The sequence below is a fragment of the Mesorhizobium sp. M0954 genome (assembly GCF_040319155.1).
Classification (GTDB): Bacteria; Pseudomonadota; Alphaproteobacteria; order Rhizobiales; family Rhizobiaceae; genus Mesorhizobium.
In genome coordinates this window covers 45005-69684 of record NZ_JAMYNR010000003.1, presented here as the reverse complement: position 1 = coordinate 69684, position 24680 = coordinate 45005, and the positions used below count along the sequence as shown (strand labels likewise).

The 24680-nt window shown below is 64.1% G+C and carries 22 protein-coding genes and 1 tRNA gene; 11 read left to right on the top strand and 12 right to left on the bottom strand.

All coding sequences use genetic code 11. The features are described from left to right. Positions 1 to 4: 4 nt before the first annotated feature. A complete protein-coding gene (locus tag NKH93_RS05500) occupies positions 5 to 3751 on the bottom strand; it encodes a PAS domain S-box protein (protein WP_352969541.1) in 3747 nt (1248 codons plus the stop codon). 253 nt (positions 3752 to 4004) lie between these two features. Between NKH93_RS05500 and NKH93_RS05495 the strand changes: the two genes are divergently transcribed. Together NKH93_RS05495 and NKH93_RS05490 are read left to right on the top strand one after the other, a co-directional pair. Beyond that, the gene (locus NKH93_RS05495) at positions 4005 to 4463 is read left to right on the top strand and encodes a phasin (protein ID WP_352450940.1); all 459 of its coding nucleotides are present in this window, start codon (positions 4005 to 4007) and stop codon (positions 4461 to 4463) included. A 339-nt stretch (positions 4464 to 4802) separates the two neighbouring features. Next, positions 4803 to 4879 (top strand) — tRNA-His (locus NKH93_RS05490). Between the two features lie 60 nt (positions 4880 to 4939). Here the strand turns inward: NKH93_RS05490 and NKH93_RS05485 are convergent. Next, on the bottom strand, positions 4940 to 5848 hold the full coding sequence (locus NKH93_RS05485; protein WP_352450941.1) for a LysR family transcriptional regulator: 909 nt from the start codon (positions 5846 to 5848) through the stop codon (positions 4940 to 4942). Between the two features lie 137 nt (positions 5849 to 5985). Between NKH93_RS05485 and NKH93_RS05480 the strand changes: the two genes are divergently transcribed. The 4 genes from NKH93_RS05480 to NKH93_RS05465 all read left to right on the top strand — a co-directional run bounded on the left by NKH93_RS05480 (position 5986) and on the right by NKH93_RS05465 (position 8669). Continuing rightward, positions 5986 to 6738: an SDR family NAD(P)-dependent oxidoreductase gene (locus tag NKH93_RS05480; RefSeq protein ID WP_352969539.1), complete on the top strand. Its 753-nt coding sequence runs from the start codon at positions 5986 to 5988 to the stop codon at positions 6736 to 6738. Positions 6739 to 6832: 94 nt separating this feature from the next. Then, positions 6833 to 7561 carry an SDR family oxidoreductase gene (locus tag NKH93_RS05475; RefSeq protein ID WP_352969538.1) on the top strand — a complete coding sequence of 243 codons (729 nt, stop codon included), beginning with the start codon at positions 6833 to 6835 and terminating at the stop codon, positions 7559 to 7561. After that, the gene (locus tag NKH93_RS05470; RefSeq protein WP_352969537.1) at positions 7561 to 7905 is read left to right on the top strand and encodes an Atu4866 domain-containing protein; all 345 of its coding nucleotides are present in this window, start codon (positions 7561 to 7563) and stop codon (positions 7903 to 7905) included. Before NKH93_RS05475 ends, NKH93_RS05470 begins: the two co-directional genes overlap by 1 nt. 509 nt (positions 7906 to 8414) lie before the next feature. After that, positions 8415 to 8669: a DUF768 domain-containing protein gene (locus tag NKH93_RS05465; RefSeq protein ID WP_023677464.1), complete on the top strand. Its 255-nt coding sequence runs from the start codon at positions 8415 to 8417 to the stop codon at positions 8667 to 8669. Between the two features lie 62 nt (positions 8670 to 8731). On the opposite strand, the gene NKH93_RS05460 is transcribed toward NKH93_RS05465, so the two are convergent. From NKH93_RS05460 to NKH93_RS05450, 3 genes are all read right to left on the bottom strand, one after another. Then, the gene (locus NKH93_RS05460; protein WP_352969536.1) at positions 8732 to 9859 is read right to left on the bottom strand and encodes a DmpA family aminopeptidase; all 1128 of its coding nucleotides are present in this window, start codon (positions 9857 to 9859) and stop codon (positions 8732 to 8734) included. A 7-nt stretch (positions 9860 to 9866) separates the two neighbouring features. Then, positions 9867 to 11432, bottom strand: a complete 1566-nt coding sequence (gene xseA, locus NKH93_RS05455; protein ID WP_352969535.1) for an exodeoxyribonuclease VII large subunit — start codon at positions 11430 to 11432, stop codon at positions 9867 to 9869. Positions 11433 to 11502: 70 nt separating this feature from the next. Beyond that, entirely contained in the window at positions 11503 to 12459 is a 957-nt protein-coding gene (locus tag NKH93_RS05450) for a LysR substrate-binding domain-containing protein (RefSeq protein WP_023680469.1), read from the bottom strand. A 234-nt stretch (positions 12460 to 12693) separates the two neighbouring features. Here NKH93_RS05450 and NKH93_RS05445 point away from each other — a divergent pair, with 234 nt between their 5' ends. Beyond that, positions 12694 to 12984, top strand: coding sequence for a DUF1127 domain-containing protein (locus NKH93_RS05445; RefSeq protein ID WP_352616701.1), 291 nt, complete (start codon positions 12694 to 12696; stop codon positions 12982 to 12984). A gap of 176 nt (positions 12985 to 13160) precedes the next feature. Here NKH93_RS05445 and NKH93_RS05440 read toward each other — a convergent pair whose 3' ends face one another. From NKH93_RS05440 to NKH93_RS05425, 4 genes are all read right to left on the bottom strand, one after another. Continuing rightward, on the bottom strand, positions 13161 to 14222 hold the full coding sequence (locus NKH93_RS05440; RefSeq protein ID WP_352969534.1) for a DUF937 domain-containing protein: 1062 nt from the start codon (positions 14220 to 14222) through the stop codon (positions 13161 to 13163). Positions 14223 to 14324: 102 nt separating this feature from the next. Next, positions 14325 to 15698, bottom strand: a complete 1374-nt coding sequence (locus tag NKH93_RS05435) for a glutamate--cysteine ligase (RefSeq protein WP_352969533.1) — start codon at positions 15696 to 15698, stop codon at positions 14325 to 14327. A gap of 185 nt (positions 15699 to 15883) precedes the next feature. Beyond that, positions 15884 to 16618 (bottom strand): 16S rRNA (uracil(1498)-N(3))-methyltransferase, encoded by a 735-nt coding sequence (locus NKH93_RS05430; protein ID WP_352969730.1) that lies wholly within the window; start codon positions 16616 to 16618, stop codon positions 15884 to 15886. Positions 16619 to 16649: 31 nt separating this feature from the next. Continuing rightward, a complete protein-coding gene (locus NKH93_RS05425) occupies positions 16650 to 17297 on the bottom strand; it encodes a hypothetical protein (protein ID WP_352747853.1) in 648 nt (215 codons plus the stop codon). Between the two features lie 74 nt (positions 17298 to 17371). Between NKH93_RS05425 and NKH93_RS05420 the strand changes: the two genes are divergently transcribed. Beyond that, positions 17372 to 18070, top strand: a complete 699-nt coding sequence (locus tag NKH93_RS05420; protein ID WP_352969532.1) for a type 1 glutamine amidotransferase — start codon at positions 17372 to 17374, stop codon at positions 18068 to 18070. 287 nt (positions 18071 to 18357) lie between these two features. Beyond that, positions 18358 to 18498: a hypothetical protein gene (locus NKH93_RS05415; RefSeq protein WP_292664785.1), complete on the top strand. Its 141-nt coding sequence runs from the start codon at positions 18358 to 18360 to the stop codon at positions 18496 to 18498. A gap of 28 nt (positions 18499 to 18526) precedes the next feature. Here NKH93_RS05415 and NKH93_RS05410 read toward each other — a convergent pair whose 3' ends face one another. Genes NKH93_RS05410 through NKH93_RS05400 form a run of 3 tightly spaced genes read right to left on the bottom strand, consistent with a single transcriptional unit; the run spans position 18527 to position 21332 of the window. Beyond that, entirely contained in the window at positions 18527 to 19297 is a 771-nt protein-coding gene (locus NKH93_RS05410) for a metallophosphoesterase (RefSeq protein ID WP_352969728.1), read from the bottom strand. A 38-nt stretch (positions 19298 to 19335) separates the two neighbouring features. Then, positions 19336 to 20472 carry an alpha-hydroxy acid oxidase gene (locus NKH93_RS05405; RefSeq protein ID WP_352680839.1) on the bottom strand — a complete coding sequence of 379 codons (1137 nt, stop codon included), beginning with the start codon at positions 20470 to 20472 and terminating at the stop codon, positions 19336 to 19338. Between the two features lie 56 nt (positions 20473 to 20528). Next, a complete protein-coding gene (locus NKH93_RS05400; protein ID WP_352502088.1) occupies positions 20529 to 21332 on the bottom strand; it encodes a FadR/GntR family transcriptional regulator in 804 nt (267 codons plus the stop codon). 211 nt (positions 21333 to 21543) lie between these two features. Here NKH93_RS05400 and NKH93_RS05395 point away from each other — a divergent pair, with 211 nt between their 5' ends. Then, positions 21544 to 22878 (top strand): DUF3422 family protein, encoded by a 1335-nt coding sequence (locus NKH93_RS05395; RefSeq protein WP_352969530.1) that lies wholly within the window; start codon positions 21544 to 21546, stop codon positions 22876 to 22878. Positions 22879 to 23014: 136 nt separating this feature from the next. Next, positions 23015 to 24511, top strand: coding sequence for an FAD-linked oxidase C-terminal domain-containing protein (locus tag NKH93_RS05390; protein ID WP_352969529.1), 1497 nt, complete (start codon positions 23015 to 23017; stop codon positions 24509 to 24511). Positions 24512 to 24680: the final 169 nt, after the last annotated feature.

The following is a 24680-nucleotide window of genomic DNA, read 5'->3' as shown; positions in this document are numbered from 1 at the left end:
ATAGCTAACCGGCGAGCACGCGGGTCGAGGGAAAGGCGACTTCGACCAGGGTTCCCTCGCCGGGCGTCGAGTTGATGGTGAACCGGGCCCGGTTCGCTTCGACCATCGCCTTGGTCAGCGGCAGCCCAAGACCCGTGCCGTCGCCACGGCCGCGCTTCAGCGCATTGATCTGCTTGAACGGCTTCAGCGCCTGCTCGATCTCGGACTGGCTCATGCCGATGCCGGTATCGCGCACGCGCATGACGACATCGCCGGAGATCTCGTAAGCCGTCGACACGATCACCTGGCCGCCAGCCTGCGTGTAGCGGACGGCGTTCGACAGGATGTTGAGCGCGATCTGCCGCACGCTGCGCAGATCGGCCACCACTTCCGGCAGCCGCGAGGCGAAGCTGGAGCGGATGATGACGCGTTCCCGGTTGGCCTGCGGCTGCATCATCGCCACGGTTTCGGCCAGCGTGTCGTTAAGCGACACCGCCTCATAGGCCATCTCCTGCTGGCCGGCCTCGATTTTCGAAATGTCGAGCAGGTCGTTGACCAGATCGAGCACGTGGTTGCCCGAACGGTTGATGTCGCGCAGATAGTCGCGATAGCGGTCATTGGCCACCGGCCCGAATTTCTCGTCGACCATCAGCTCGGAAAAGCCGATTATGGCGTTGAGCGGCGTGCGGATCTCGTGGCTGATGCGGGCCAGAAAATCGGTCTTCTGCGACGAGGCGCGTTCGGCGACCGCGCGCGCCTGGGTCAAGTCCTCTTCGGCCCGCTTCCACTGGGTGATATCGCGCACCACCGCACAGAAGCCGCTGTCGTTGGGCAGCCTGCCGATGGTCATGAACAGCGGAATGAAACGCCCCTGCGCCTCGCGCCCGATCACCTCGCGGCCATCGTTCATCACGCTTGCAACGCCGGGCTCCGATAACCCCTCGAGATAGTCACGCGCCGCGCGCTGGCTTTCGATCGCAAACAGCGAGACGAACGGTTTGCCGGCCACCTCGTCGCTGTCGAAGCCGAACAGCGCTTCCGCCGGACGGCTAATTGAACGGATCGTTCCGTTACGGCCGATCAGCACGACGCCGTCGGTGGCGGTGTCGATGATAGTGCGCATTTCGGCAATGCGTGCCTTGAGCTCGGAAACATCCGGCTGCGTTTGGTCTTCGGCGGCGCCATGTGGAATGGCTGTTGCCTCGTCGTCGCCGGAACGACGTACGACCAGCATCAGCGCCTTGCCGTTTCCCCAGGGCACGGAGCGTAAAATCGCATCGATCGGAAACTCCTGACCTTCGCGCGTTTTCAGCCGCAGAGCGCGGTCGCCGCCGTCCGAACTGCCGTCGTCGGCATAAGGATCGGCAAACAGCGCGCCGAGCCCGCCGGCCTCGTCCAGGGCATTGAGCGTCGCATAGCTGGTCAAGCCGAGGAATTCGTCGTTCGCGTAGTGCAGTTGATCGCCGGAATGGATAAGCACCGGTACTGGCAGCTTGCCGAGGATCGAGGTATCCGGCCCCTTGTTGTCCTCTCCGGCAAACGCCGACGGCACGAAGCCGTCGAGTTTGAGCGGTGGTGCCTGCGGCCGCTCGATGGGCGGCACCTGGCCGGCAGCGTCGGCTGCGGCTGCGCTGTCCTCGGACCAATCCTCGCTGTCCTCGGCGTCACGGAAATCTTCGGCCGTCATGCTGTCGTCGTCGCCATCCCGCGGCGCTTCGGCGACGATCGTTCGACGGTTCGTGCTGGGCTCAATGCCTTCCTGCGCTTCGTCGCTGGGTTCGCGGTCGGCATAGTCGAGCAGCGATCCGGAAACAGGGCGTGTGACGGGTTCGCCGGCTTGCGCCTCTGCTACCGCCTCATCCGGCTGCTCGCCGTCGAGCCGGGCAAGGTCCTTCTGGTCCTCGGCATCGGCCTCTGGCGGTTCGGCGGCAGCCGCCTCGCTTTCCGGACCTTGTGCCGGCATCTCACCCTTGTCCGCCAGCCCGGCTTCTTTCAGCTTTGGCTCGTCGGCCCTGCCGGCTGCCTCGACTTTCTCAACCGGCTTCTGCTTTCCGGCGCCGGGCTGTTCTTCGGCCGGGGTGCTGTCCTTCTTGAGACGCTCGCCAATCTCGCGAAACGCGCTGCGTTCCAGCGTCGACAGGCCCTTGTCGTTGGCCGGCTGCCGGTGCTCGGCCAGCCGGATCACCTTGTCGGCAAAGCGCCGCTCGGGTTTTGGCACGATGGTCAATGCCGGCACTTCGCCCCTGAACGGATCGGCGGGTTTAGGTGTCTCGGGGAGAGGTTCGACGGCTTTCGGCCCGATGGTCGCGGCAGGTTTCTCCTCGGCGACAAGGGCCATGCCGACGGCATCCGGATCGACCACCGCATCGCCGCTCCTGGCCACGCCGAAACCGCGAAAACCTTCGAAAACGCGGCTGCGGCTGTAAACCGGGAGCGCCGCCAGATCGACGGGTATCTTCAGATCGGTGCCGGCGACCGGCCACAGCACGGAGCGGCCGGACCAGGTGTCGCGCCGTTCGAGCAGGCCGGCAATCTCGCCAGAAGCATCGAGGCCATAGGCGGCCGAAACGTCCTCGAAGCGGCGGCCGATCACGTCGGCGGCAGGCTTGCCGACGAGCTCGGCAAATTCCGGCGAAAGGGCGCTGAAATGGCCCTCCGCGTCGGTACGCCAGACGAAACGCATGGGCGCGGCGGTGCGATCGATCGCCGAAGCGCTGTGTTCGGCCGGCGAGGCGGCTTTGGTGGCCTTTGCGGCGCTTTCCGGCGAAGTATCCGCGCCGGCCTGCGAAGCGTCCGGGCTGGTCTCGAATTTGCCGGACGCAGCTGCCCCGGGCGGGACCTGCGCGTCGTCGCCGGCATTGAAGTACCAATGGTCATGCTGCGTCGGCGTTTCGCCAACCGTGCGGTGATCGTCGGCCGCGTCGGCAGGTTCGTGCTCCGCCGATGCCGAGGTGCCTTGCATCGCTGCAAGGTCGATCTCCGCCGCGCCGGTGCTGGCGATCAGCTGCTCGTTGTCCTGGTCCGTTGGCTGGGGAAGATCGCCACCGCTCGGTGCCGCTGCCGCCTCGGTTTCCCCGCCGGCGCGCTCGCCATCGGGGGCCTCGCCGTCAAGCCGGTCCTCGTCGATCACCACCAGCAGGTGCCGCTCGTCCGTCAGCCGGGCAAGGCCCGCGGGATAGGAGCTGGACCCACCCGGAACCAGGCGCTTGACGATGCGGTCGCTCTCGTTCGCCACGTCGGCGACAAGCGCGGCCAGCGTCTCAGGCCGGATGCCGAGCGCCGAAAAGCCGTCCGATGCGGCGTCGATATTGCCCTTGGCATCGACAAAGGCGATGTAGTGGCCGTCTTCCGTAAAGCCACCGATGGCGCGGTCGGCGATCTCGGCGGCGCTGCGCGAGCCGGTCTGCGCCGCCGGCAGCGCCAGCATGATTGCTTCCTCGCCATCGGGCATGGTCACCGCGCTGGCCAGGAAGCCGACGGCGCGGCTGGTCAGGCCGGTCGCCAGCCGGACCGTGATGGCACGGTCGCGGCCGATCTGCGGAAAACCGCTGGTTGCCATGATCTGGCGCCGGGCGATCAGCGGCAACCCTGCCGAGGCGCCGATGATAGCGCCGATGTCCGGATAGCCGAATACCGCCGCGCCGGGCCCGTTGGCCCAGATCACCTGCTCGAGATCTGCCGACAGAATGGCGATCGCGTCGCCTGCGGCGAAGCGCAGGCGGACGGCGTCGAGCACGGCGACGTCAAGGAAGGAGTAGTTTTCAGCCGGCATGCGCTTGGCGACCCTCACAGAGCGGGCAATTTGCGGTTAACGCTTTGTTAATAAAAGCCGACGGCGCGAAGGTCCACAAGTCATAGCGTGCAACCAGCGGAATCTCTAGGCGCGTGGTTAACGCCGCGAACCAAATATTTTATGGTGCGATGCAACAAACATGTTGCAATGCACAAAATTTGCCTTTATATTGCCATGATAGATGAACGAGACGGCATTTTGTCAAAGCCGCTGCCGCTGAAAAGGATGGAAAATGTCCAGGACCAAGACCGCTGAAACGATCGAAAACGTTGAGTTCCCGAGCTTCGACGCTTCGAAGGCCACCGACCAGATCCGTGCCTTCGCCGAAAAGGGCGTTGAGCAGTCGAAAGAGGCCTATGCCAAGCTGAAGACCGGCGCCGAGGAGACCCAGAAGGCTCTGGAGTCGACCTACGAGACCGCCAAGACCGTTTCCAGCGACCTGTCGCTCAAGACCATTGCCGCCCTGCGCGCCAATGCCGAAGCCGGCTTCGCGCATTTCGAAGCCCTGATCGGCGCCAAGTCGCTGTCGGAAGTCGTCGAGTTGCAGACCGCTTTCCTGCGCAAGCGCGTCGAAATGACCGTCGAGCAGGCTAAGGACTTCCAGGCGGTTGCTGCCAAGGCGGCCGAGGACGTATCCAAGCCGATCAAGACCGCCTTCGAGAAGGCCGTGAAAGAAATCAAGATCGCCTAATATTTGCGCACAGTTTGACGATGCATCAAAAGGTCGCATTTCGTCAGACAAATAGATGTGCGATATAGTGGTTTAAGTGAATACCCGGCGGGTGGAACCTCCTCCCTCTGCTCACCGGGATGACCAGCCAGCACCTCCTCCCGCTGGCTCGTAACAGGAAAAGGCCGGCACCTCCTCCCGCCGGCCTTTTCTTTTGTCCGGCGGAAAATGACTCGATGCCGGAGCGAGCTTTTGCCTTGCCAAAAGCCTTGAATTAAACTCCGATAGCCCGTATGGACGCATCGCCGAACGACAGAGCGGGTCCCGAACGTTTCATCTCGATCCCGCTCAGGCAAACGTGCCGTTGTAGCTCAGATGGTTAGAGCGCCGGATTGTGGATCCGGAGGTCGCTGGTTCGATCCCAGCCAACGGTACCATTCAGCTTTCAGCCAGGCTTCTGACCAATAGCGCAAGCGATCTCTACGATCCGGTTGCGGTTACCTGCGATCCCGCGCCTGGCGCGTGGCGCGCAGGTGGTCCACGAGGGCCCTCAGCTTCGGCGCGATATTCCGTCTGCTGGGGAAATAAAGATAGAAACCCGCAAACGGCGGAAAATAGCCGTCGAGGATTGGCACGAGCTCGCCGCGGTCGAGCCAGGGGCGGAATGTATCGGCCATGCCGAACGTGATCCCGGCGCCTGCAACGGCCAGCCGGATCATCAGCCACATGTCGTTGGTAGTGATCTCGGGCGCAACCGCCACGTCGAACTCGCGCCCGTCCTCGCCGAACTCCCACCGATAGGGCGAAACTCCCGGCGCCGGCCGCCAGCCGATACAGCGATGAGCCACAAGCTCGCGCGGATGGGCGGGTGCTCCGAACTTTTCGAGATAGCGCGGGGCGCAGACGGCCACCTGCCGCTGATCGCCCGATACCGGCACGGCAATCATGTCCTGCTCGATCACTTCGCCGAGCCTCACTCCCGCATCATAGCCTTCGGCAACGATGTCGAATTCCTCGTCGGTGACCACAATATCCAGATGCACCTCGGGAAACCTTTCTGCAAAGGACGCCAGCAACGGTCCTGACAGAAAGGCCTCTGCGATCGACGAAACCGCGATCCGCAGGCGGCCGCGCGGGCGGTCCAGCAACTCCGTGGTGGCTTCGATTGCCGCGTTCACGTCGGCGATCGCCGGTGCGACGCTCGCCAGCAGGCGCTCGCCCGCTTCGGTCAGGTTGACGCTGCGTGTCGTGCGCTGCAGCAATGCGATGCCAAGGCGCTGTTCAAGCCTGAGGATGCTCTGGCTGACCGCCGAGCGCGTCACGCCCAGCCGGCCTGCCGCAGCACGAAAATTGCGTTCCTCGGCCACCGCGACGAAGACGGCAATTGCATTGAGATCGATATCCATTGGTTAGTCAAACTTACCATCGAGGTTAACGGCGGGCGGGTTATCGCGACAATGCCACGGCTCTATCTCTGTCGCAATGGCAAGAAGGCTTGATCCTCCCGATCCAAGCCGAAGCCGGCTGACCAAGGAGATATCCCATGACATCACTCCCTTCCTCCTGGGACCTGGATGGAAAAGTCGCCCTCGTGACCGGCGCGGCACGCGGCATCGGCCGCTGCGCGGCGGAACTGCTGCGGGCGCGCGGCGCCCGGATCGTGGCAAGCGATCTCAGCGACGCCGTACGCGAATTGGAAGCCGAGGATGTGGCAACGCTGGTCGGCGATGTCGCCGACGAGCACCTGGCCAGACGCTCGGTCGAACTCGCCGCGAAGCGCTTCGGTCGACTCGACATCGTCGTGAACAATGCCGGTCGCACGCTCAACAAACGACTGACTGAGACCTCGGTCGACGACTATGACCGCATTCTGCAGATCAACGCGCGCGGCAGCTTCGTCACTGCCCGTGCCGCGGTGGAACTGATGGCTGCCGGCGGTGGCGGCTCGATCGTCAATGTCTCGTCGATCTCGGCCGTCGCGGCCTTCGAGACGCAGGCGGCCTATGGCTCCTCCAAGGCCGCTGTCGCACAGCTGACCAAGGTGATCGCGATCGAATACGGGCGCATGGGCATTCGCTGCAACGCCGTTGCTCCTGGCGTGATCGAAACCGACATCATGGAAGGTGTGGTGGAGAATGGCCGAGAGATGCTGCGCAGCTTCGGCGGCGCGCATCCAATCGGCCGGATCGGCCAGCCGCAAGAAGTTGCCGAGGCCATCGCCTTTCTTGCCTCGCCGGCATCCAGTTTCATCACCGGGGCCTTGCTTCTGGTCGATGGCGGCTACACCGCCCAGTGAGCCCCCCCAAATAGGGCCGGCGCGCCGCGGGAGCTCACCCGCACCCAATCCCTTCACATCGTGAAAATAATCACAGACCAAAAGGATCATCTCGATGACCATGAACAGAGTTGTTCTGATCACCGGTGCCTCCAGCGGCATCGGCGCCGGCATTGCCCGCGAGCTTGGCGCGGCAGGTGCGAAGCTGATGCTCGGCGCACGCCGCACCGACCGCCTTGAAGCGCTTGCGGCCGAAATCGAGGCAGCTGGTGGAACGGTTCGCGTGCGAGCGCTCGACGTCACCAGGAGGGCGGATGTCGCAGCATTCGCCGACGCCGCCCGGGCCGAATGGGGCCAGGTCGATGTCATCGTCAACAATGCGGGCGTCATGCCGCTGTCGGCCATGGCAGCCACGAAGGTCGACGAATGGGAGCTGATGGTGGACGTCAACATCAAGGGTGTTCTGTACGGCGTCGCGGCGGTTCTGCCCGAGATGACGGCACGCGGTTCCGGTCACATCATCAATATCGGTTCCATCGGCGCACTGGCCGTCTCGCCCACGGCTGCCGTCTATTGCGCAACGAAATACGCTGTCCTCGCGATTTCCGATGGGCTCCGCCAGGAGAGTGACGATATCCGCGTAACCTGCATTCATCCTGGCGTGGTGGAAAGCGAGCTGGCGAACACGATCTCCGACGAAGCCGCTGCCGCCGCCATGAAAACCTGGCGTGCTATTGCCCTGCAACCCGATGCCATCGCCAGGGCAGTGCTCTATGCAATCGAACAGCCCGACGATGTCGACGTCAACGAGATAGTCGTGCGTCCGACGAAGGCGGCGCATTGATGCGATCCACTTTGGCCGCAGTGCTTACGGGTATTGCCGTTGCTGTAGCTCCAACCGGCCTGACCCTTCCTGCAACTCCAATCCTTGCGGAGGAACCAATGACGCACCAAGATCATCCCTATGTCGGAATGTGGGTCACCGAGGATCGCCATATCAGGCACGAACTCCTGCCGAACGGCCGTTATGACGAAGCGCGCGGTGACCGCGAAAGCGCCTACCGGGGACGCTATGAAATGCACGGCAACCACATAGAATACTGGGACGATACGGGCTTCACCGCGGATGGTGAGTTCGTCGAAGGCGTCCTCTATCATGCCGGCATGATCCTTTATCGCCAGCGGTAGAGAGCCACGCTAGACAAGCACTTCAGGGTTCCACAAGACGCTATTGCACGCCTTGCATGAGGCGCTCGGCAGCTTGCACGGCAAGGCCCGTCACACCACATATCTCCCAGCAAGCGCGGCGGAAAGAAGCAGGACCGCAAGCAGAGTCGACATTGCAAATGGTTATCACTATATAGCGGCGGCTTTGACGGCTCGCCTCTTACATGGTGCCGGCGAGAGTGGGGTAAATGTGCTAGCTATTGTGACATCTATTGTGATCTAAAACGGCTTGAAAACCGACAAAAAGCAAATAGAAACAATAGCGCGGGTCGAACGAGTTTCCTCGAGAGAATCAGTCCTCAAGAACTAGAACGTGCTCCTTGAACCCTCCATTCCCTTCGGCTCTGTGGACCTCGGACAAGTTCGGCTTGCCGGGCGAAGCCGACTCGGCTCGAATGGCAGCACGCATCTTTTCGAAGATGCCGACGTTTATGATTACCAACCGGCATAGCCGCTAGGGAAACAGCAGTATGAGTGAACACGCAATCGAGTTCTTGCGCGGGTGGATTGGCGAAAAAGTCCACTGCCAGCCCTCGCCAGCCAGGATCGAGAAGCAGGCCGAGACCCTCGCCAGGGAATGTGCGGCCAAGGCCGCCGAAGCCGGCATACCCCTGGAGGATATCCAGGAAGAGGTCGGCGACATTCAGGAGCTCATTGCTTCGAGGCTCGAAGAGGCGGCCGAGGCCGATCAGGACGAGCGGAATTCCAACAAGCCTGCCGGCTGACGGACCGCCCCCCGGCAAAACCTGCCGGGCGAACATTGGCTGTCTGATGCAGTTGCGCGGTCTTATCGCCGCGCAGCTTTGCCAAATCTCTCCTCGAGCCATGCTTCCGGCAACGCCGGCACGAAATTGCCGTCGCGCCCGGTCATGTCTTCATTGGCGACCAGTGCGTTGAGGATTGCCTCTTCCACGCTCTGAACGACGGCGTCGAAGAACGGGTTGATGTCGGCATCCGGTATATAGCCGGCGCTGACCAGCTTGCCGGCCGCGCCGCGCGCCGCATCGGCATTGGCCGTGCTGAAGGCCAGAAAAATATCGCCGGATGAATTGTATCCATAGCCGCCGGTCAGCGCGACGCCGAGCGGCATGCGTTTCGCCAGCCGTTTCAACTGGTGCGGCATGAATGGCGCATCGGTGGCGACGATCGCGATGATGGAGCTCTTTTCCGCTCGCGGCGTGTTGTCCCGGGTCGCCGGGTCGGCGAGTTCCGCTCCGGCTCTGATGCCACGGATCACGAGGTTCCGCCGTGCACCGAAATTCGACTGGACGAAGCAGCCGATCGTGAAACGCTCTCCATTCCAGTCGACGCTGCGCGAGGATGTGCCGGACCCTGCCTTGAAGCCGAAGGTGATCATGCCTGCGCCGCCGCCGACGCTGCCCTCTTCGATCGGCCCGCTTTCAGCCGTTTCGAGCGCGGAAAACACGTGCTCGAAGCTCACATGGTGGCCGTTGATATCGTTCAGGAAGCCGTCGTAAGTCTCGCCCGCCACCGGCAGCGCCCAGGCGCTGTCGAGCGATTGCGGCAGCACCGTCTGCATCCAGCGCAACGTTGCGTCGCGGCTGACGCCGCAGGAATGGGTGTTGGTGATGGTGATGGGAAGATTGAACGCTCCGAGTTCCTCTATCAGATGCGAGCCGGTCAGTTCGCCATTGCCATTGGCGCTGAACATCCCGGCGAACGCCGGGACGGCCAACTCGCCTCTGGGCCGTGGCAGGATCGCGGTCACGCCGGTGCGTACCGGACCCTTGCCGACGACGAGCGGCCCATCCCCTGAGATCAGCGTCGTATAGCCGACCATCACGCCAGGCACATCGGTGATGGCATTGAAGCGGCCTGGCGTGCCCTCGAATGGGATCGCGAAGGCACGGGCGCGCAGTTTGCCCGAGGACGTCGCAAGATGCGGGTCGGTCATTTCTTCCTCAGAAAAGCGAACCTTGGCCGCCTGGCGCCTTGAGCTTGGCCGCGGGCTTGGCAACCGTCTTCGGCCGCGCCGTGCCACTGATGGCGACTGCATCGGCGGTGCCGTCGGCGAACTCCAGCGAAAGCGCCATCCCCGACACAACTTCTGCCGCATGCTTGACCACGGCGCCGTCCACATCCTTGACCAGCGCGAAGCCTCGCGCCAGCACGGCCTTGTGCGAGAGCGTCGCCAGCAGCCGGTCTGCCTGCGTCAGTTTTCCACGCAGACGGTCCAGCCGCCGCGAAATTGCCTGGTCCTGACGCCGCGTCAGCGCCAGCAGGGCATCGCCTTGCAGTTTCTGCCGTCTTGCGATCGGCGCCGGTGACAGTCTGGTCGCCGTGCGCGAAAACCGCGCTCGACGCTCGCGCACGATGGCGAAGAAAGCCGCTTGCGCACGGGCGAGGTCGCGGCGCGTCAGAGTGCGGGCTTCGTTCATGCGCCGCGACAAAGTCGCCGGCGTCAGCCGCTGCCCCAGAAGCCTGGCTCGCTTGCGCTCGACGCTGACCGACAGCGCCCGGCCGAGCCGGCTCGTCGCCTCGTCGAAGCGCCGCCGTGGCAGCGCCAGCAACTGGTCGGGCGAGGGCAGCGCACGGGCGGCCGCGCGTGCCGCCTGCCGCTTGCGTTCGAAATTGCGCGACAGTGCGGTCTTCAACCGCGCGCCAAGGCCGGCAAGCGTCGCTTCGAGGTCGACCTTGACCGGCACGGCGATCTCGGCGGCGCCTGTCGGCGTCGGCGCCCGAACATCCGCCGCCAGATCGATCAATGTCCAGTCGGTCTCGTGGCCGACCGCGGAAATCACCGGAATGCCCGAAGCGGCGACGGCCCGGGCGAGCGCTTCGTCGTTGAAGCCCCACAGATCCTCCAGGCTGCCGCCGCCGCGCGCCACGATCAACAGATCGGGCCGCGCGATGGCGCCGTCCCATGGCAGTGCGTTGAAGCCGTTGACGGCAGCGGTCACTTCCGCACCCGCCGTCTCGCCCTGCACCCGCACCGGCCAGACGAGCACGTGCAGTGGAAACCGATCCTTGATGCGGTGGATGATGTCGCGGATGACGGCGCCTGTCGGCGAGGTGACGACGCCGATGACGCAGGGCATGAACGGCAGACGCCGCTTGCGCGACGCGTCGAACAGGCCTTCGGCCTGCAGCCGGCGCTTGCGCTCGTCCAGCAGCGCCATCAGCGCACCGGCACCGGCCGGCTCGAGTTTGTCGATAACGATCTGGTAGTTCGACTTTCCGGGATAGGTGGTGAGCCGGCCGGTGGCGATCACCTCCATGCCTTCCTCCGGACGGAATTTCAGCCGGCTCATTGTGGTCTTCCACACCACGGCGTCGAGCCGCGCGCGATCGTCCTTCAGGCAGAAATAGGCATGGCCGGAGGAATGCGGTCCGCGATAGCCGGAAATCTCGCCGCGCACCCGTACATTGCCGAAGACGTCCTCGACCGTACGCTTCAGCGCGCCGGAAATCTCGCTCACCGTATATTCGGTAGCGTTGGTGCGTGATTCGGATGCTGCGTCGCTCATCGGCCGATTGGGGGACGATTGCTGGCCGGCGTCAAGGCGGCCGTGTTCGATGTCCGCCCCAATCGCGCGATCACCAGCCCGGCAGGATCTGGTTCGGCTTGGTCCGCTTCATCTTGGCGAAGGCGAGGGCGGCGAAGTCGAACGTGCCGGTCTCCTCGCCGAGTGGCACGGAAATATTGTCGAGGCTCTCCGAAATGTGGCGCGCAAGCGCGTCGACGATCTCCGGCCGCGAGGTCTGACCGCGCATGATGCCGATGCGGCAATCGGGCAGGGCGCCGAAACCATCGGCCTCGCCCAGCACCCGCATGCCGGGCCGCAGGGCGCATTCCGGCAGCACCGAGATCGCCAGGCCGGAAAGCACCGCGGCGGCGATGACGGTGGCAGAGAAGCTGGTGAACAGGATGCGATAGTCGCGGCTCTGCTGATCGAGCACGTCGGCGGCGGCCCGCCGCCAGATGCAGTTCGGCCGGCCGAAGGCCATCGGCAGGATCGGCTGCTCATGCGTCGCATGGTTGGCCGAGGTAACCCACAGCAGCGGTTCGCGCCGCACCACTTCCGACTGGCCGCGCGCGTCGTTGTGCGTCACCAGCGCCAGGTCGAGATTGCCGCGCTTGATGTGTTCGACCAGTCCCGGCGTCGGTTCGCAGATAACGGTCAGTTCGACATGCGGGTTGGAACGGGCAAACCGCGCCATGATCTCTGGCAGGAAGCGATCGGCATAATCGTCCGGCGTGCCGATGCGGATGGTGCCTTCGAGCCGGCGGTCGTCGAAGGCGGCCAGTGTTTCCTTGTTGAGATAGAGCAGCCGCCTTGCGTAGGAGAGCAGTCTGTCGCCTTCCTCGGTCAGCCTGTTGGTGCGGCCGTCTTTTTCGAACAGCGGCTTGCCGATCCGTTCCTCCAGCCGCCGCATCTGCATCGACACCGCAGACTGGGTCCGATGCACCGCTTCCGCCGCGCGGGTAAAGCTGCCGGTGTCGACAATCGAGATGAAGGTCTGCAACTGATCGAGATCGAGCGGCGCTTTCATTGGCCTAATCCATCATTGATGCTGATGCTAAAGATTAGAAACATTCGTTGGATTAATCAATCGGGCCATGGCAAATTCCGATTGTCCACATGAAGCGAATGCATGTCGCCCAAAAGTGGGCACCGGTTTTGGGGCGACGACATGCATCATCTTAGATGAATCGAAGCCGGAACGGCCGCTGTCGCCAGCGCCCGATCGACCGGTTTCGCCCGTTCGAATGTGAAGGAGACCGACATGGCTACGTTTGATTTCGCTACCGAGACCTCGCGCATCACCTCGCGTCCGGCCGTTGCGACGCGCGTGGCCAATGCCGCTGCCAATGTTTACCGCGCCTGGAAAAACCGCCGCGCCTTTTATCGCCTCGGCGAGATGTCGGATGCCGAGCTCGCCGACATCGGCCTGACCCGCGCCGACCTGCACGTCGCTGTCGGTGTACCCTTTGGCCGCGATCCGACAGAGAGGCTTCGCGTCATCGCGGTCGAGCGCGCCGAAACGATCGAGGATATTGCCCGCAAGGTCGTGTGATCGCGTGGGTTTCGCCGTTCGGGCGCGTTGAACCTTTTTGAGGCACGACGCCACCAAGTTACGCAGGCTCCCCACTCCCTGCCGGATCCCCCCGGCCAGCCTGCGCGCTGCCCGGTCCTCCCAGGACCGGGCTTTCTTTTTTGGGCGGCACTGATGATTGGTTGCCGGTATCTGATCTAGCGCCGGCCCATGCCCTGCTTGAACTGGTCGAAGATCGACTCCATGCCTTTCTGGTAGTCGTCGCGCTGCTGGGCGCCTGTCTCGAACATCTTGCCGAACAGGTCGTCAAACGGATTTCTCGGCCTGCCGCTCGGATTGGCCTGCGGCTGCGGCGCCTGGGGTTGCTGCGGCGCCTGACGCGGCTGAGACTGCGGTGCGCCACCGCCGAACATGTCCTGCAGTACCTTGCCGAGCGGATTGTCACCATAAGGGTTCTGTGTTTGCTGGGGTTGGTTCTGCGGCTGCTGTGGCTGTGGTGCACCGCCGCCGAACATATCCTGCAGCACCTTGCCGAGCGGATTGTCACCATAAGGGTTCTGCGTCTGCTGCGGCCGGCTTTGCGGCTGCTGCCCGCCGCCGAACATGTCCTGCAGCACTTTGCCCAGCGGGTTGTCGCCGTAAGGGCTCTGCGTCTGTTGCGGCTGCTGTGCGCCGCCGAACATGTCCTGCAACACCTTGCCGAGCGGGTTATCCGTGGGGCCTGCAGGCTGAGGGGCCGGCACCTGGCCGCCGCCGCCCGCCTGCCGCATCATCTGCTCGATGAGCTCGCCAAGCGGATTACCGCCACCGCCTGCCGCATGCATCTGCCCGCCTAGCTGGTTGGTGGTCTGCTTGAACAGCCCGCCCATCATCATCGAGGCGATTGCCGGCAGCATCTGCTGCAACACCTGCTGGCTGACGCCGCTCGCCTGCGCGGCCTGGTTGGCGACGGCCCGCGACAGGTCCTTCGAGCCGAACAAATGGCCGAGAATGCCGTTGCCTTCATCGAGGCCCTGCGGCGAGAAGGCCCGGCTTGCATCGTCGAAATATTTGGCGTGCTGGCCGCTGGCCATCGCCGTCATGAAGGAGCCGAGCCCGTAAGGGTCCGCCGTGTTGCGCTTCAGCCCCTGCGAAAAGGCCGGCAGCAGCGCCGCGACCGCCGCCTGCGTCTGTTGCTGCGAAAGCCCGAACTGCTGGGCCAGCGCCTGCATGCCGTTGCCGTTCTGGGCCTGCGCCAGAATATCGAACAAGGAAGGCATTGATTTCTCCTCCGGGAAAATCCTCGTTGGAGAAGCCTAGTTCGTTTCCATCACCGATTGAAGCGAATTTGCCGGACCATCGGCCAAGCGGATAGCGAAGCGTTAATACGCGTATTCCATGAACACCGGCTCGATCGAGCCGCCCCAGCGTGTGTGGTAGGCCGAGAGCATCTCTTCGGCGCTGGTGGTGCCACGCGCGACGACCTCGTCCAGCGTGTTGAGGAACGACGTCTCGTCATAGCCGTCGCGGTTCTTGCGGCCGCGGTTCTTCAGTCCCATGCGCGAGATGACAAGCACGTCGCGGGCGATCTCGCGCAATGTCGTGTTGCGGAAGGGCGCCGAAATGCCCTGTTCCGGCACCGCGTTGCGCATTGCCAGCACTTCGTCGTAGCTCCAGCTCGAGGTCAGCGCCTCGGCCGCGTCGAGCGCAGCCGCATCATAGAGCAGCCCGACCCAGAAGGCCGGCAGCGCGCAGATGCGCCGCCACGGCCCGCCATCGGCGCCGCGCATTTCGAGAAAGCGCTTCAGCCGCACATCGGGGAACAGCGTCGACAGATGGTTCGCCCAGTCGCCCATCGTCGGCAGCCCGTCCGGCAGGTCGTTACGGGCAGCACCCGCCATGAACTGGCGGAAGGTGATGTGCGTCATGTCGTGATACTGGCCGTCGCGGATGACGAAATACATCGGTACGTCGAGCGCCCATTCGACATAATCGGCAAAGCCGAAATCGGGCGAGAAGCAGAATTCGAGCAGGCCGGAGCGCTGATTGTCGGTGTCGCGCCAGATCTCGCCGCGCCAGCTCTGCAAGCCGTTCGGCCGGCTTTCGGTGAAGGGCGAGTTGGCAAACAGCGCCGTCGACAGCGGCTGCAGCTTCAGCGACACCTGCATCTTGCGGCGCATGTCGGCTTCGCTTTCGAAGTCGAGATTCACCTGGATAGTGCAGGTCCGGTACATCATGTCGAGGCCCTTGGTGCCGACCTTGGGCATGTAGCGGGTCATGATCTCGTAGCGCGATTTCGGCATCTTCGGCGTCTCGGCCAGTGACCATTTCGGGCTGCCGCCAAGGCCGAGAAAACGAATGCCCATCGGTTCGGCGATCTCGCGCACCTGCGCCAGATGCGCATTGCCTTCGCGGCAGGTCTGGTGGATCGTCTCCAGCGGCGCGCCGGACAGCTCGAACTGGCCGCCGGGCTCCAGCGAGATCGCGCCCTGGCCGGTCGGCTCGACCAGGCCGATGATGCGGCCGGCATCCATGATCGGGTCCCAGCCGAGTTTGTCCTGCATGCCTTCGAGGATGGCGCGGATGCCGCGCTCGCCGCCATAGGGCACCGGCGCATTGCCGTCGACATAGAACGGGAATTTCTCGTGCTCGGTGCCGATGCGCCATTTGTCGCGCGGCTTGTTGCCTTCGGCCAGGTGCTCGACGAGTTCGTCGACGCCTTCGATCGGCCGGAAATCGGTAGTATCGCGCGCCATAATAGCCCTCCGCACATGGCCCCGAAAACCGGCTTCGATTTTCGGAAAGGATCATGTGCCCAATCAAATGCTACAGCGTCCTTTGCGCGCCCGAAAGGACACGCGGCCACTGCCGGCGCTAGATGGACGAAATGTCAGTAGCCGATCAAGCGAAAAATCCTGAGCCAGCGGGTAACTGGAATTGATCACCAATCGCCGATTGTCGCCTGGATCAGCGCCAGTGCCGCCACCGCCGCCGTGTCCGCCCGCAGGATGCGCGGCCCGAGCGGAATCGCGGTAACGAAAGGCAGCGCTCTCAGCATCTTGCGTTCCTCGTCGGAAAAGCCGCCCTCCGGTCCGACCAGCAGACCGAGCTTTCTCTCCCGCACCGCCTGCAATGCCGGCAGGGGATTGTTGGTCGATGCATCCTCGTCGCAGAAGATCAGCCGCCGCTCGCGGTCCCAGCCCGCCAGCAGGCGCTCGAATTTTTCCGCTTCGCGCAGCTCTGGCACCGCCAATATGCCGCATTGCTCGGCCGCCTCGACGACATTGGCGCGCAGGCGCTCGATGCCGGGTTTTGCCACCTGCGTATGCTGGGTGATGACCGGCTGCAGCATGCCGGCGCCCATCTCCACCGCCTTTTGCACGAGGTAGTCGAGCCGCCCTTGCTTCAGCGGCGCGAAACAGTAGACGAGATCGGGCAACGGCGGCTGCGGCCGCTGCAATGCCAGCAACTTCAGGCGCAACGCCTTCTTCGATTTTGCCGCGATCGCCGCCGACCATTCGCCGTCGCGGCCGTTGAAGACCAGAATTTCGGCGCCTTCGCCGAGCCGCAGCACGTGCGAGAGATAATGGCTCTGCTGCGGGCCGATGTCGAACTCGATGTCCGGTCCAAGCCCGTCCGGCACGAACAGCCGCTGCATCTTGTAATTGGCGCGCATCGCCGAGGAATGGGCGAGGCCATCGCCGGCGTCAAGCCTCCGCGCTGGCGTGCCAGACAGGTCTGTAGCCACGCTTCAGCACGGAAACAGTTGTCGCCGGCGTGAGCAGGCCGATTGGACCGTCGGTAAAATCGCCGAATCCCACCGGTTCGCCATAACCGCCGAAACTCCAGGGCAGCGCGGCGCCGTCAAACAGGGCGTACGCCCTGTTTCCTGACGAGATCATCGTGCCGTCCGGCAAATCCGCAAGCGCTTCCGGTTTCAGTCTCGTCGCCCGCCCGCCCGATGCCAGGCGCTCCTTGTGCAGGCGCTTGTCGAGTTGCGGCGCGCGTGACTCGGCAATGCCGAAGGCGTCGCCGAAACGCCGGACAAAATCCCTGGCCCGCTCGCGCCGGCAGAAGAAGCAGGGACGGTGGCCGGCGGCAAGTGCCGTCACCTCGTCGAGGAAAAACAGCTCGGTCCAGCCGGCCTTGCCGCCAGCCCGGTTGCGTCCCATCGGCTCGCGCCGCACGTTGCCGAATTCGCAGACGCAGATGATCCAGGCTTGCAGCGCCCAGCGCTTCTTCAACAGCGTTCTCGTCTCGGGGTCGTGAATGATGCCGCGATTGCCCATGAACAGGCCGCGCTCCGGCACGGCATGGATGGTGCCGAACGGGTCGATCCGGTTTTGCAGTGGCATAGGCGTTCCCTGTTGGCTGCAATGCTGGCGCCATGATATCGCTCGTTGCATCAATTTCATGTCAGCAGGTTTCGATGCGGGTCTTGGTTGTCCAGAACTTCGACAATGAGGGCCTTGGCCAGATCGGCGCGGCCCTTGTCGAGGCGGGTGCCGCTATCGACCTGCGCCGTCCCTACTGCGGCGACGCGCTGCCGCAAGATAGCGGCGGGCATGACGCCATGGTGGTGCTCGGCGGCGCGCAGAATGCGCTGGACGACGAGCTCTGTCCTTATTTTCCTGGCCTGCTCGACCTGACGCGCGACTTTGCCGAGAGGGATCGCGCGGTGCTTGGTATCTGCCTCGGCAGCCAGTTGGTCGCGCGCGCCTTTGGCGGCGAGAACCAGATCGGCGGCGCGTCGGAGTTCGGCTGGCACGAGGTCGCGCTCACCGCGGCGGCGCAGGCCGATCCGGTGCTCGCCGCCCTGCCTGAAAAATTCCCGATTTTCCAATGGCACGACGACACCTTTGTCTTGCCCGAGACTGCCGTGCGGCTGGCCGGCAATGCCGTCGCCGAGAACCAGGCGTTCCGCATCGGCCGCGCCGTCTATGGCTTCCAGTTTCATTTCGAGGCCGACCGGCCGATGGTTCGCGACTGGAGCACGTCCTTCGCACCGCTGATCGCCGAACGCCATCCGGATTGGGCCGTCCGGCTCGACGACGAAATGGCCCGCAACGGACCGCAAGCCGATGCCGCCGGCCTGGCCATCGCCCGCGCCTGGGTGGCGACGATCTGACGGCCCATATAGTCAACGTATTTGGCGACGTTGCATATTTGGCACGCGGCGGCAAATCCGCCGGGGATAGCGCGTTTCATCCTTGGCCTGTGTCTGTCCGCCAGCCTAAAAGGCGCGCGCTCTGCATCTTGCGTGCAACCGCGATGAACCTTTCCTGTGACCCGCGCGACACACCGCCGATACAGAACATGCCTAGAAGCGCGAAACCGTCCGACATTTGCGACGTATTTTGCGTTTCAACGCATTGGTAACCCGCTCGTGCATAGATGCAGGAAGCTCAACAAGAGATGACGTCCGTGAAAGCAGCCTTTTTGTCCTTTGTCATGTTGTCGGCTATCGTCTTGTGCGGCCTCGGCATTTATTCCGCCGACGCGGCCAACGACCACAATGCCGTTGACGGCTACGGCGTCACCGCCGCGCTTCGCTAGCCTCTCTGCTCATAATCCCACGCGTTTCCTACGCTCGCTCACCCGTCACTGTCAGGATATGCTTGTCCGCGCCGTCCACCACGAGCGCGGTGAGGTTTCCCGACTGCCAGGCGAGGGTGTCGACATTGACGCGGTTGCCGGTGATTTCGGCCTTGGGCACCGGCGTATGACCGTGCACCACGATCTTCGGATGAAGGCCGGTGTGGTCGTGGAAGACCTCGCGGATCCAGATCAGGTCCTGCCGGCTCTGGCTTTCCAGCGCAACGCCGGGCCGGATGCCGGCATGGCAGAAGAAGAAGTCGCCGAACGTCACTGAGAAGGGCAGCGAGCGCAGGAACTCGACATGGTTCTGCGGCACCGCCTCGACCAGTGCGGCGTGCCCTTGCTGCAGTGCCGCATCGGCGCGGCCAAACCAGGCGCTGCTCCCACCGAGCGACACGCCATAGGATAGCGCCGTCTGGATGCCGCCATAGCGCATGAACAGCCCGTCCGGATCGGGGACATCGAGAAAATCGAGAAAGCCGAGATCATGATTTCCGCCGAGCATCAGGTGACGCGGATCGCGTCTTTGCGCGTCGATCAGGAAATCGATGACGCCCCTGGAGTCCGGGCCGCGATCGACATAGTCGCCGAGATGGATCACGCGCCAATCGGCCGACGGCCTTTGACCGAGCTCCGCCTCGATCCGCCGGTGCATGGCGGTCAGCAAATCGAGCCGGCCGTGCACATCGCCGATCGCGTAAAGGCGCATGCCTTGCGGTCCGCGCGCCTCGTAGAAACTGATGCCGGGCTCCGTCAATGCCTGCGTCGCCTCCGTGGTCATGCCGTCACGGGACTTTAGCGCCGAAGCTGATCCTTGCCCATGTCGGTGACCAGGCGCTTTCCGCACAGAGCCAGCGTTATGTCCATCTCCTTGCGGATGATTTCCAGCGCCTTGGTAACCCCTTCCTTGCCGAGTGCGCCGAGGCCGTACAGGAAAGGCCGGCCGATATAGGTGCCCTTGGCGCCGAGGCACAGTGCCTTGAGCACGTCCTGGCCGGAACGGATGCCGCCGTCCATATGCACCTCGATCGCGTCGCCGACGGCGTCGGCGATCTCTTCGAGCGCCATGATCGACGACGAGGCGCCGTCGAGCTGGCGGCCGCCATGGTTGGAAACGATGATCGCGTCGGCGCCTGTCCTGGCCGCCATCAGCGCATCCTCCTTGTCGAGTATGCCTTTCAGGATCAGCTTGCCGCCCCAGCGCTCCTTGATCCAGGCGACGTCCTTCCACGACAGATGCGGATCGAACTGCTCCTTCGTCCACGACGACAGCGAGGCGAGGTCGCCGACGCCCTTGGCATGGCCGACGATGTTGCGGAAGCTCCGGCGCTTGGTCCCGGCCATGCCGACGCACCAGCGCGGCCTGGTCGCCATCTGCCACAGGTGCTTCGGCGTCATCCGCGGCGGCGCCGAAAGCCCGTTGCGGATATCCTTGTGGCGCTGACCGAGGATCTGCAGGTCGAGCGTCAGCACCAGCGCCGAACATTTCGCCGCCTTTGCGCGGTCGATCAAATCGAAGACGAAATCCTTGTCGCGCAGCACATAGAGCTGGAACCAGAACGGCTTCCTGGTCACCGACGCGACATCCTCGATCGAGCAGATGCTCATTGTCGACAGCGTGAACGGCACACCGAATTCTTCCGCCGCCTGGGCCGCCAGCATCTCGCCGTCCGGATGCTGCATGCCGGTCATGCCGGTCGGCGCCAGCGCCACCGGCATCGTCACCTTCTCGCCGATCATGGTCGACTCCAGCGAGCGGTTGTCCATGTCGACCAGCACGCGCTGGCGGAACTTGATCTTCTGGAAATCTTCCTCGTTGGCCCGGTAGGTGCTTTCGGTCCAGGCGCCGGAATCGGCATAGTCGAAGAACATCTTCGGCACGCGGCGGCGCGCCAGGTCCTTGAGGTCGGCGATGGTGAGAATGCTGCTCATGGATCTTTTTTCCGCTGGTTCTTCGCTGCTTCGTCGTTGAATTTTCTGGGCGGTGCCTACGGCTGTTTTCTTGCCGGCTCACCGCCACCGGGCTCGGAGCGCTGCCTGAGCCTCAGCCGCGATACGCGCTGCCAGTCGCCGCTGCGCTCGGCCTCGGCCATCGACCGTTCGACGTACGAGATGTGGTCCATCGCCGCCTGCCGCGCCGCAGCCGGATCGCCGGCCTTGACCGCGGTGTAGATCGCCCGGTGCTGCGAAAGCAGCGCCTCGCGCGCGCCCGGCACGTTGAACACCAGCCGCCGGTTCTGGAACACGCCTTCCGACAGCAGCCGATAACAGGAGCGCAGCGTGTGCAGCAGGATGATGTTGTGCGCGCATTCGCAGATCGCGTGATGGAACTCGACATCGATTTCCGCCTCGTCGTCGAAATTGCCGGTCCGGTGCGCCTCGTCCATACGTGCCATGATGCGGTCGAGCAGCGCCAGATCGTCCGATGTGGCACGCCGCGCCGCATATTCCGCCGCCACCGCCTCGATCTCGCGGCGGTACTCCAGATAGTCGGTCACCGCCTTGCGGTGCATCGAGATCAGGTCGGTCACCGGCTTGGTGAACAGCTGGCCGATGACATCGGCGACATGGGTGCCGCCGCCTGGCCGTGTCGTCAACAGCCCGCGCCCTTCCAAGGCTTTCAAGGCATCGCGCAGGATCGGCCGCGACACCTCGAACTGGCGCGCCAGTTCGCGCTCGCCCGGCAGCCGGTCGCCGGTGCGCAGGACGCCTTCGAGGATCAGGCTCTCGATCTGCTGCACCACCTCGTCGGCGGTGCGCGAATGCTCGATCCGGGAGAAAATGTCGCTCAAACGGGATGCCTGGGGGTTGAACCGATGTCGCGCAAGATAAAGCCGGCGTCGCCAACTGGTCAAATTATTTATCCAATTCGCCGGGGGTCGGGTCCGTTTCACAGCCGCGGCGCCATATCATCTTCAGCTAAATTGGGCGTTTGCGTCCCCTGGCGATTGCCTCTAGAGGGACATCATTGCCAAGGGCTCACAGAAGCCCGGGGGACCAGCCGTGCCAGACGCCGACCCTTCCAACCTCGAATTCCAGCTGCGCGCCAAAGCCGTGGGCGGCACCGTCATGGGCTTTCCGGCGCATGAAGGTCGGCCGGGCGCGCTCGGCGAGGTCCACGCCCGGCCGCAGCCGCTGGTCGAAAAGCCGCGCGTGCTGGTGCAGCTTTCCTTCATGACCGAAGCTGGATCCGGGATCGATCAGGCCGTGCTTTCCGAATTGTCGCGACGCCTCGGCATCGCCGCGCCCGACCCTCACGCCCGCCACCACGCGATGAAATGGGGCAAGGGCTCGCTGCGCTGGGAACGCCACACGGAATTCTCGACCTATCTCTGGGAAGGCCCGCTCGCCGAAAACGGCAGGGGGCAAGAAGACACACCCTTCGGCAACGGGTTTTCGCCGCCGGGCACGGTGATTTCCGGCATCAGGCTGGAGATCCGCAAATGGACGCCGGCGAACGAAAAACTGATCGCCGGCTTCGACCCGACCAGCCTGTGCTATTCGCTGGTCGAGCGCGGCAACGCGGCCATCGTCACCGATTTCCGTCAGGATGGCGACGGCTTGACCCGCATGCTGGTGCTCGACCGCGGCCTGACCCCGGCGCGCACCGGGGCACTGTCGCAGCGGCTGATCGACATCGAGACCTACCGCACGCTGGCCATGCTCGGGCTGCCGCTGGCCCTGACGCTGTCCGGTCGGGCCCGCCGCATCGAAGACAGGCTGGCCCAGACCACGTTGGAAATGAAGGTCGCCGAGACCCGCGACAGCCAGACGCTGCTTGCCGACTTGACCGAGCTGGCCGCCGAGCTGGAGGCCGATGCCGCCTCCAGCCTCTACCGCTTCGGCGCCAGCCGCGCCTATGACGGCATCGTGCGTGAACGGCTGGAGGCGCTCGACGAAGAGGCGGTGCCCGGCTACGACACCTGGGGCGGTTTTCTGCAGCGCCGCGTGGCGCCGGCGATGCGTACCTGCCGTTCGGTCGAGGAGCGTCAGGCCAATCTGTCGACGAAGCTCACCCGTGCCACCACACTGCTGCGCACCTGGGTAGACGTCGAGGTCGAGAAGCAGAACCGCGATCTTTTGGCATCGATGAATAATCGCGCCCGCCTGCAATTGCGGCTGCAGCAGACGGTGGAGGGGCTCTCGGTCGCCGCGGTTTCCTACTATGTCGTCGGCCTCATCGGGTACGTCGCCAAGGGCGCCTCGATCTTCGGCCATGCCTTCGCGCCGGAAATGGTCACCGCCGCCTCGGTGCCGCTCGCCGTCGTGCTCGTCTGGTGGGGCGTGCGCCGCGTCCGCCGCATGCACTCCGAACCAGGCAAGCAGGCGGGCGAGTAATGTGGGGCGCAGCGGCAGATTGCCGCTGCGGAAGGCTGTCCCGGCCATAGGCCTCTCATCCCGGCCAACGCGGCATTTGCAAGCGACCACTGTCGCTGGTAAATGATTTTTACCAGTCGATCGAAGGAGGCTGTCGATGTCCGGCCTTGCCATGCCGAAACCAGACGACGCCACGATGCGCCGGCGCGACGAGATCGTCGCCGATATGCGCATCATCGTGCCGGGCGAGGGCGTCGTCGACGCCGCCAATGCCATGCGCGCCTTCGAGAGCGACGGGCTCACCGCCTACCGGCAATTGCCGCTCGTCGTTGTACTGCCGCAAACCGTGGCCCAGGTGTCGCGGGTGCTGAAATATTGCAGCGACCGCAACATCCGCGTCGTGCCGCGCGGCTCCGGCACCTCGCTCTCCGGCGGTGCGCTGCCGCTCGAAGACGCGGTGCTGCTGGTGATGAGCCGCTTCAACCGCATCCTCGAGATCGATTTTCAGAACCGCGTCGTCGTCGCCCAGCCCGGCGTCACCAATCTCGGCATCACCACCGCCGTCGAGCAGGAGGGCTTCTATTACGCCCCCGATCCATCCTCCCAGATCGCCTGCTCGATCGGCGGCAATGTCGCGGAAAATTCCGGCGGTGTGCACTGCCTGAAATACGGTCTCACCGCCAACAATGTGCTCGGCATCGAGATGGTGCTGATGAATGGCGAGGTGGTGCGCCTCGGCGGCAGCCATCTCGACGCGGAAGGCTACGACCTGCTCGGCGTCATGACCGGCTCCGAAGGACTGCTCGGCGTCGTAACCGAGGTCACCGTACGCATCCTGAAGAAGCCGGAGACGGCGCGTGCCCTGCTGATCGGTTTCCCGACCAGCGAGCAGGCCGGCCAATGCGTTGCCGATATCATCGGCGCCGGCATCATTCCGGGCGGCATGGAGATGATGGACCGTCCGGCCATCCACGCCGCCGAGGATTTCGTCCAGGCCGGCTATCCGCTCGATGTCGAGGCGCTGCTGATCGTCGAGCTGGACGGGCCGGGTGTCGAGGTCGATCACCTGATCGGCCTGGTCGAAGCCATCGCCTATAGGAACGGCTCGACCACATGCCGCATCTCGCAATCTGAGCAGGAGCGGCTGAGTTTCTGGGCCGGCCGCAAGGCGGCGTTCCCGGCGGTTGGCCGCATCTCGCCCGACTATTACTGCATGGACGGCACCATCCCGCGCAAGGAACTGCCGCGCGTGCTCGCCGGCATGCGCGAGCTGTCGCAGAAATACGGGCTCGGCGTCGCCAATGTCTTCCACGCCGGCGACGGCAATCTGCACCCGCTCATCCTCTATGACGCCAACGTGCCGGGCGAACTCGACAAAGCGGAGAGTTTCGGCGCCGACATATTGCGGCTCTGCGTCAAGGTCGGTGGCGTGCTGACCGGAGAGCACGGGGTCGGCATCGAGAAGCGCGACCTGATGCCGGAAATGTTCAACCAGATCGACCTCGACCAGCAGATGCGCATCAAATGCGCCTTCGACCCCAACCATCTTTTGAATCCCGGCAAGGTCTTCCCGCAATTGAGGCGATGCGCCGAGCTCGGGCGGATGCACGTGCATCGCGGGCAAGTGGCGTTTCCGGACATTCCGAGGTTTTGAGTGCGTATGTTAGCACTTGAACACCCCCCTCTGTCCTGCCGGACATCTCCCCCTCAAGGGGGGAGATTGCCAGCTTCGGCGCCTCGCCCTCCTGTTAACGCTGGAGATTGGCGAAGCCCGACGCAGCATCCTATCTCCCCCCTTGAGGGGGAGATGTCCGGCAGGACAG

Bases quoted from the DNA above. Each gene is read 5' to 3' on its own strand.
- NKH93_RS05460 (WP_352969536.1), bottom strand. From the start codon at position 9,859: ATGACCGACCCGCATCTTGCGACGTCCTCGGGCAAACTGCGCGCCCGT.
- NKH93_RS05495 (WP_352450940.1), top strand. From the start codon at position 4,005: ATGTCCAGGACCAAGACCGCTGAAACGATCGAAAACGTTGAGTTCCCG.
- NKH93_RS05420 (WP_352969532.1), top strand. From the start codon at position 17,372: ATGCGGGTCTTGGTTGTCCAGAACTTCGACAATGAGGGCCTTGGCCAG.
- NKH93_RS05470 (WP_352969537.1), top strand. From the start codon at position 7,561: ATGCGATCCACTTTGGCCGCAGTGCTTACGGGTATTGCCGTTGCTGTA.
- NKH93_RS05450 (WP_023680469.1), bottom strand. From the start codon at position 12,459: ATGAAAGCGCCGCTCGATCTCGATCAGTTGCAGACCTTCATCTCGATT.
- NKH93_RS05430 (WP_352969730.1), bottom strand. From the start codon at position 16,618: ATGCGCGCCAATTACAAGATGCAGCGGCTGTTCGTGCCGGACGGGCTT.
- NKH93_RS05440 (WP_352969534.1), bottom strand. From the start codon at position 14,222: ATGCCTTCCTTGTTCGATATTCTGGCGCAGGCCCAGAACGGCAACGGC.
- NKH93_RS05415 (WP_292664785.1), top strand. From the start codon at position 18,358: ATGACGTCCGTGAAAGCAGCCTTTTTGTCCTTTGTCATGTTGTCGGCT.
- NKH93_RS05485 (WP_352450941.1), bottom strand. From the start codon at position 5,848: ATGGATATCGATCTCAATGCAATTGCCGTCTTCGTCGCGGTGGCCGAG.
- NKH93_RS05390 (WP_352969529.1), top strand. From the start codon at position 23,015: ATGTCCGGCCTTGCCATGCCGAAACCAGACGACGCCACGATGCGCCGG.
- NKH93_RS05465 (WP_023677464.1), top strand. From the start codon at position 8,415: ATGAGTGAACACGCAATCGAGTTCTTGCGCGGGTGGATTGGCGAAAAA.
- NKH93_RS05445 (WP_352616701.1), top strand. From the start codon at position 12,694: ATGGCTACGTTTGATTTCGCTACCGAGACCTCGCGCATCACCTCGCGT.
- xseA (WP_352969535.1), bottom strand. From the start codon at position 11,432: ATGAGCGACGCAGCATCCGAATCACGCACCAACGCTACCGAATATACG.
- NKH93_RS05500 (WP_352969541.1), bottom strand. From the start codon at position 3,751: ATGCCGGCTGAAAACTACTCCTTCCTTGACGTCGCCGTGCTCGACGCC.
- NKH93_RS05475 (WP_352969538.1), top strand. From the start codon at position 6,833: ATGACCATGAACAGAGTTGTTCTGATCACCGGTGCCTCCAGCGGCATC.
- NKH93_RS05405 (WP_352680839.1), bottom strand. From the start codon at position 20,472: ATGAGCAGCATTCTCACCATCGCCGACCTCAAGGACCTGGCGCGCCGC.
- NKH93_RS05480 (WP_352969539.1), top strand. From the start codon at position 5,986: ATGACATCACTCCCTTCCTCCTGGGACCTGGATGGAAAAGTCGCCCTC.
- NKH93_RS05425 (WP_352747853.1), bottom strand. From the start codon at position 17,297: ATGCCACTGCAAAACCGGATCGACCCGTTCGGCACCATCCATGCCGTG.
- NKH93_RS05435 (WP_352969533.1), bottom strand. From the start codon at position 15,698: ATGGCGCGCGATACTACCGATTTCCGGCCGATCGAAGGCGTCGACGAA.